The 6,786-nt window shown below is 68.9% G+C and carries 4 protein-coding genes and 1 pseudogene; all 5 read right to left on the reverse strand.

All coding sequences use genetic code 11. The annotated features are described in order from the left end of the window. Nucleotides 1–161: 161 nt before the first annotated feature. The 5 genes and pseudogenes from ACZ6DT_RS40030 to ACZ6DT_RS40050 all read right to left on the reverse strand — a co-directional run bounded on the left by ACZ6DT_RS40030 (nucleotide 162) and on the right by ACZ6DT_RS40050 (nucleotide 6,409). Complete coding sequence (locus ACZ6DT_RS40030) at nucleotides 162–1,784, reverse strand: CocE/NonD family hydrolase (protein ID WP_465605258.1); 1,623 nt, start codon at nucleotides 1,782–1,784, stop codon at nucleotides 162–164. A 159-nt stretch (nucleotides 1,785–1,943) separates the two neighbouring features. Then, nucleotides 1,944–3,333 (reverse strand): annotated as a pseudogene (locus tag ACZ6DT_RS40035) (aspartate ammonia-lyase). Between the two features lie 10 nt (nucleotides 3,334–3,343). Further along, nucleotides 3,344–4,297 (reverse strand): asparaginase, encoded by a 954-nt coding sequence (locus ACZ6DT_RS40040; protein ID WP_465605261.1) that lies wholly within the window; start codon nucleotides 4,295–4,297, stop codon nucleotides 3,344–3,346. After that, on the reverse strand, nucleotides 4,294–5,733 hold the full coding sequence (locus tag ACZ6DT_RS40045; protein ID WP_465605263.1) for an amino acid permease: 1,440 nt from the start codon (nucleotides 5,731–5,733) through the stop codon (nucleotides 4,294–4,296). Before ACZ6DT_RS40045 ends, ACZ6DT_RS40040 begins: the two co-directional genes overlap by 4 nt. Before the next feature lie 4 nt (nucleotides 5,734–5,737). Then, nucleotides 5,738–6,409, reverse strand: a complete 672-nt coding sequence (locus ACZ6DT_RS40050) for a FadR/GntR family transcriptional regulator (protein WP_465605266.1) — start codon at nucleotides 6,407–6,409, stop codon at nucleotides 5,738–5,740. Nucleotides 6,410–6,786 lie beyond the last annotated feature (377 nt).

Raw genomic sequence — 6,786 nt, forward strand, 5'->3', positions numbered from 1 at the left:
GGTCTCTTTTTTCGGGGGGGAAGAGACTTTCAGTGGGGGGGGGGGGGAGGGTGGGACGTGTCGCCCACCCCCTTTCTTTGGGGGGGGTTGCTTTTCTTCCCCCCCCCCCCCCCCCCCCCCCCCACCACCGTGCCCCACCACTCCACCGCCGCCTCGTCACCTCAGCCCGCGAACACCGGCAGCGTGATCCGGGACGGGTGCGCGGGGTCGTGGAAGATCTCGAACCGCGCGGGTTTCCCGTCCACCGCGCTGAAAACGGGCTCGTCGGTGCCGTGGTTACGGGCGAAGCGCGGGAACGCCCCGCCCGCGACCTGCAACCGCAGCCGGTGCCTGCGGCGGAACCGGTAAGCCGTCGGGTCGAGGTGGACCTCGGCCGCGACCACACCGTCCATATCGGACTCGGCGTCGCCCGGGCGCAGGCGGAGGATGCCGTCGGTGACGTTGCGGGAGACGCCGCGGCCGTCCACATCGCACAGCCGGACGAAGACGTCGCCGTGCCCGAGGTCGGTCCGGACGTGCACCAGCGCGGAGATCTCGCCGATGACGTCGAGATCGCGTTTCAGTACGTCACCGGTGAAGACCAGTACGTCCGGCCGAGCTTCGATGTCTTTGTTGTCCTGTTGTTTTCGCACCCCCGACAGCAGGGGACCGCCGACGGTCGGTGTCGGATCGGCCGGGTCGAAGGTGAACCTGCCCGGTTTCGACTCCACCGGCTCGTCAAGGGAAAGCCTGCCGGGGCGCAGGAAATACGGTGTGGCTTCGGACTCGGGCGGCCAGCTTTCGAAGTCCAGCCACCGCCCGGATCCCTGGAGGTGCAGGCGCACGGGCGACTGCCTCAGTGGCGCGGGGTCGCCGAGGAGGTGGGCGGAGAGGAAGCCGATCTGGTCGGCCAGCAGGGTTTTCAGGCTGGCGGGTTCGCCGTGCGCCCACGGGCCGATGGTGATCCGCGGTTCATGTCCGGCCGCGGCGAGTTCCTTGAAGTCGCGCAACTGGGCGGAGATGAACAGGTCGTACCAGCCGGTCACCATGGTCACCGGCGTCCGCAGCGCGGCGACCTCGGCGCTGTGGTCCGACGGCGCCCAGAAACCGTCGCCCGGTTCGGCGTGTCCGGTGACGTCCTGGAGGAACCGCACCTGTTTGCCGATGGCCGCGACGTCCGCGCCGGAAACCGGCAGAAAGGCCATGGCCCGGCGGGTCTTCCTTGTCTGCCAGGGGTTCGGAAGGCCGGCGAACCGGCCCTCCTGGCGACCGATCAGCGCCGACCACGAAACCATGTTGTCGATGGCGAGGATCCCGCCGGGGTAGAAGGTCGACACGAACTCCGACGCGGTGACGCCGAGGCACAGCGCTTCGAGTGGCTCGTCGAGGTACGGCGCGACGGCCCATTGCGTGTGGCCGAGGTAGCTCGCGCCCGCCATCGCGACCCGGCCGTCGCACCACGGCTGCTCGCGCAGCCACGCGACGGTGGCGAGGCCATCCTCTTTCTCCAGGTGGAACGGCCGGAACTCGCCGCCGGAGCCGAAGGTCCCGCGCGTGCTCTGGACGACCGTCTGCAATCCGTGCCGCGCGAGTGTCTCGCCGAAGATCTTGCCCGTCACCCCCTTGCGGCCGTACGGCGTGCGGATCAGCACCACCGGCCGCGGCTCGTCGCCCGGGACGGCGTAGCGATCCGCGAGCAGCCGGACGCCGTCGGGCATCGGGACGGCGATCCCCCTGGTCACCGAGGGGGCGGGGCCTTCGGCGGGCGGGAGGCCGAGGTACCGGTCGAGAAGTCGGTCGAGCACGCCAGTGCCACCTTTCGTGCGGAGGATCACCGTCCGCTTACGACCGTACTCGCGTGGCCCCGCGCCCGCCTGAAGTGAAAGCGTCCCTTCATCGCGGAATTCGCAATGAAGGACGCTTTCCTGGCGCGGGGCGGACCGCCCGGTACCGCCCCGCGGGTCTCAGGGAAGCCGCGCGAGTGTCTCCGGCTTCAGCAGCTTCGCCAGTTCCTCAGCGGGCAAAAGGCTTTTCTCGACGACGAGTTCCGCCACCCCGCGCCCGGTCTCGAGCGCCTCCTTGGCGATCTCGGTGGCGGCCGCGTACCCGATGCTCGGGTTCAGCGCGGTCACCAGCCCGATCGAGTTCTCGACGTAACCCCGCAGCACGCCGGCGTTCGCGGTGATCCCGGAGACGCACCGCTCCGCCAGCACCAGGCAGGCCGACCGCAGATGCGTGATGCTCTCCGAAAGCGAGTGCAGGATCAGCGGTTCGAACGCGTTGAGCTGCAACTGCCCGGCCTCGGCAGCCATCGTGACGGCGACGTCGTTGCCGATGACCTCGAACGCGACCTGGTTGACCACCTCGGGGGATCACCGGGTTGATCTTGCCGGGCATGATCGACGACCCGGCCTGTACCGGCGGCAGGTTGATCTCGTTGAACCCCGCCCGCGGCCCGGACGAGAGCAGCCGCAGGTCGTTGCAGCTCTTCGAGAGTTTGACCGCGATGCGCTTGAGCACGCCGGAAAGGTGTACGAACGCGCCACAGTCCTGCGTCGCCTCGATGAGGTCCGCGGCGGACACGACGGGCAGCCCGGTGATCTCGCGCAGGTGCGCGACGGCGGCTTCGGCGTACCCGGGCGCGGCGTTGAGCCCGGTGCCGATCGCGGTCGCGCCGAGGTTGATCTCGTGCAGCAGCGCCACCGCTTCGGTGAGCCGTAGCCGGTCTTCGCCGAGCATGACCGCGTAGGTGCCGAATTCCTGCCCCAGTGTCATCGGGACGGCGTCCTGCAACTGCGTGCGGCCCATCTTCAGCAGATCGCGGAACTCGACGGCCTTGGCGGCGAAAGCTTCCTCCAGCACGACCATCGCCTCGGCCAGTTCGCGCACGGCGATGATCGTCGCGACGTTGACCGCGGTCGGGTACGCGTCGTTGGTCGACTGCCCGAGGTTCACCTGCTCGTTCGGGTGCACACGAGTGTAATCGCCCTTCTCGTGCCCGAGCAGTTCGAGCGCGCGGTTCGCGATCACCTCGTTGGCGTTCATGTTCGTCGAGGTGCCCGCGCCGCCCTGGATGACGTCGACCACGAACTGATCGTGCAGCGCGCCTTCGCGGATCTCGCGGCACGCCCGGCGGATCGCGTCGGCGACGTCCGGCTCCAGCAATCCCAGATCGGCGTTGGCGCGGGCGGCGGCCTCCTTGACCGAGGCGAGCGCCTCGATCAGATGCGGGTACGCGGAGATCGCGGTGCCGGTGATGGGGAAGTTCTCCCTGGCGCGCGCGGTGTGCACACCCCAGTAGGCGTCGGCCGGGACTTCCTTGTCCCCCAGCAGATCGTGCTCCACACGGTGCATCGCAGGCTCCTCATGCGGCGAGATGGAGTTCGGCCAGCGCGCCGGTCACCCGCAGGCCGGGTGTGGGTTCCAGCACGTCGGGATCGACACCGCACAGCGCGAGCGCGGCGGCGAGCACCGGCCGCCGCGCGCGGTCGCCGCCGTCGGCGATCTTGATCGCGATCGCCGTGCCGTCCGGCAGAGCGGCGACCTGGACGGCTTCGAAACCGTCCTTGGCGATCAGGCCGGGCACCGCGCGCATGAGCGCGGTGACGTCACGACGGGTGCCGGCGACCAGTTCCGGATGCTTCCGGATACCTTCGGCGACAAGGCCTTCCGGACTACCAGGCCGCGCCGCGGCGATTTCGCCGACCGCACGGGCGAGCCCACGCAGCGACACCGCGAACAGGGGAGCGCCGCAGCCGTCGACGGCGACCTTCGGGATCCGCTGCCCGGTCAGGTCCTCGACGCATTCCGCGATCGCGCGCTGCAACGGATGCGCCGGATCCAGATAGTCCTTTGTGGACCAATCGTGCAGGCGGCAGGTCGCGAGCATCGCGGCGTGCTTGCCGGAGCAGTTGTGCGCCGGCCGCGAAGCGGTCCGTCCCGACGCGACCCAGGCGTCGCGCTCCACCGGATCGAACGGCAGATCCTCCGGTGTCCGCAGGTCTTCCTCGGCGAGCCCGGCCCCGTCGAGGGTGTTGCGCACCTCGGCCAGGTGGATCTCCTCGCCGGAGTGGCTTGCCGCGCCGACGGCGAACCCGGCGGCGCTCAGCTCGACCCCGAGCCGGGCCATCGCCGTGGCCTGCAAGGGTTTCGCCGCCGAACGCGGATAGAACGCCGCCTCGATGTCGCCCACGGCGAACAGCACGCGGCCGTCGGGCGCCAGCACCACGGCCGAACCGTGGTGCACCCCCTCGACCATTCCGTCGCGGAGGAGATGCACCAGCGGTTCGTGGGCGGGTACGCGGAGCTCGGGGATCACAGCTTCGTCTTTTCGAAGACGTCCATGTTGATCCGCTTGCGGACCCCGAACCAGCCCGCCACCAGCGCGAGCCCGATGACCGGCAGACAGTACAGGGTGATCCGGCCGGTCTCGTCGAAGCCCATCAGCACCACGACCGCGGCGAGGAAGATCAGCGTCGCGATTTCGGTGTAGGGCGAGAACGGCAGGCGATACGACGGGCGCTCGACCTCGCCGCGGTTGGCCTTGCGCACGAACATCAGATGCGACAGCACGATGCTCGCCCAGGTGCCGAGGATGCCGATGGCGGCGAAGTTCAGCACGATCTCGAAGGCCTGGCTCGGCACGACGGCGTTCAGGCCGACACCGACCACGCATACCGCGGAGGTGAGCAGGATCCCGCCGTAGGGCACGTGGTTCTTGTTCATCACGCCGGTGAACTTCGGCGCGGATCCGGCCAGCGACATCGAACGCAGGATGCGGCCGGTGGAGTAGAGGCCCGAGTTGAGGCTGGACAGCGCCGCGGTCAGCACCACCAGGTTCATCACGTTGCCCGCCTGTGGCACCCCGATGTGCGAGAGCACGGTGACGAAGGGGCTCTCGTTCTTCGAGTAGGAGTTCCACGGCATCAGCATCGCCAGCAGGATCACCGAGCCGACGTAGAAGATCGCGATCCGCCACATGATCGAGTTGATCGCCTTGGGCATGATCTTGCGCGGGTTCTCCGTCTCGCCGGCGGCGACGCCGACCAGTTCGACCGAGGCGTAGGCGAACACGACACCCTGGACGATCAGCACCATCGGCAGCAGACCCGCGGGGAAGATCCCGCCGTGGTCGGAGATCAGCGAGAAGCCCGGCGTGGTGCCGTCGATCGGCTGCTGGGTGACCAGCAAGAAGATTCCGATGCCCATGAAGGCCACCAGCGCGGCGACCTTGATGATGGCGAACCAGAACTCCATCTCGCCGAACAGTTTCACCGACACCATGTTCAGCGCCAGCACCACCGCGAGCGCGATGAGCGCCAGCACCCACTGCGGGATCGGCGTGAAGAAGGACCAGAAATGCGCGTACAGCGCGATCGCGGTGATATCCGCGACACCGGTCGTCGACCAGTTCAGGAAGTGCATCCAGCCCGCGACGAAAGCGCCCTTCTCGCCCATGAATTCCCGGGCGTAGGAGACGAAGGCGCCGGAGGAGGGGCGGTACAGGATGAGTTCGCCGAGCGAGCGCACCACGAAGAACGCGAAAAGGCCGCAGACCGCGTACACGATCGCGAGTGCCGGACCCGCCTGCGCGAGCCGTCCGCCCGCGCCGAGGAACAGGCCGGTGCCGATGGCGCCGCCGATGGCGATCATGTTGACGTGGCGGGGCTTCAGCGCCTTGTCGTAGCCGGCGTCACCGGCGTCTGCGGGCACCGGCGCGGATTTGCCGTCCGCGCTGAGGGTCTGTTCGGTCACGAGTTCAATCGTCCTTGTTCTGGTGCGTGGTGTGGCCCGGCCGCACGATGGTGGTGAGCGCGGTCTCGACGTGTTCGAGATGCGAGGTCATCGCCGCGACGGCGTCCGCTTCGGAGCCGGCGGCGATGGCGGTGACGATCTCACGGTGCTCGATGTTCGAGCGGGTCCGACGGCCACCCAACTGGTTGAGAAACGACGACTGGCGGGCCAGCGCGTCCCGGATCTCCTCGATGACCTTGCCGAACACCGGATTGCCCGAGGCCTGGGCGATGGTGATGTGGAACAGCGAGTCCAGCGCCACCCACGCGGTGTTGTCGGTTTCGACGTCCATGCGCTCGACGAGGTGACCGAGCAGATCCAGGTCGTCGGTGCTGCGGCGCATGGCCGCGTACCCGGCGACCGGGATCTCGACATGCCGCCGGACCTCGAACAGGTCACGGGCCGAGTAGGTCCCGAAGGTGGGGTTCTCGACCGGCCCGGTGGCGGTCACGAAGGTCCCTTTGCCCGTTTTGGACACGGTGAGCCCGAGCGCCTGAAGTCCCCGCAGTGCTTCGCGGACGACCGAGCGGCTGACCTCGAACTCCTTGCCGAGCGCGGATTCCGACGGCAGTTTCTCCCCGACGGGGTACTCGCCTCGCTCGATGGCGCCGCGGAGGTGGGCCAGAACGGCCTCCATCGCGCTGACGCGTCGTGGACCACCGTGTCCGGCTGTCTGGCTGTCAGACAGGTTCATGAGTCGAGATCGTGCGGTCGGCCCCACGCTTTGTCAAGGGATCAGCCGAAGGCTCCGAATCGGCCCGCGAGGTCAGTATCGATGGGGTATCCACCCGAGAATTCGAACCCGTACTGGGCGCTTTCGCAGGTACGGAGTTCAGTGGTGACACCGGATTCCCGCCCGGAGGTGGCCAGCGTCACAACGTCGTCGGTGCGGTGGGTCGTGGGGGGGGGGGGGGGGGGGGGCGGCCACCCCCCCCCCCCACCCACCCCCCCCCCCCCCCCCCCCCCCACCACTGGACGCCCTCCCCCCCACCCCACCCCCCACGCCCACGGACG

It is taken from the genome of Amycolatopsis sp. NPDC041971, from assembly GCF_055588925.1.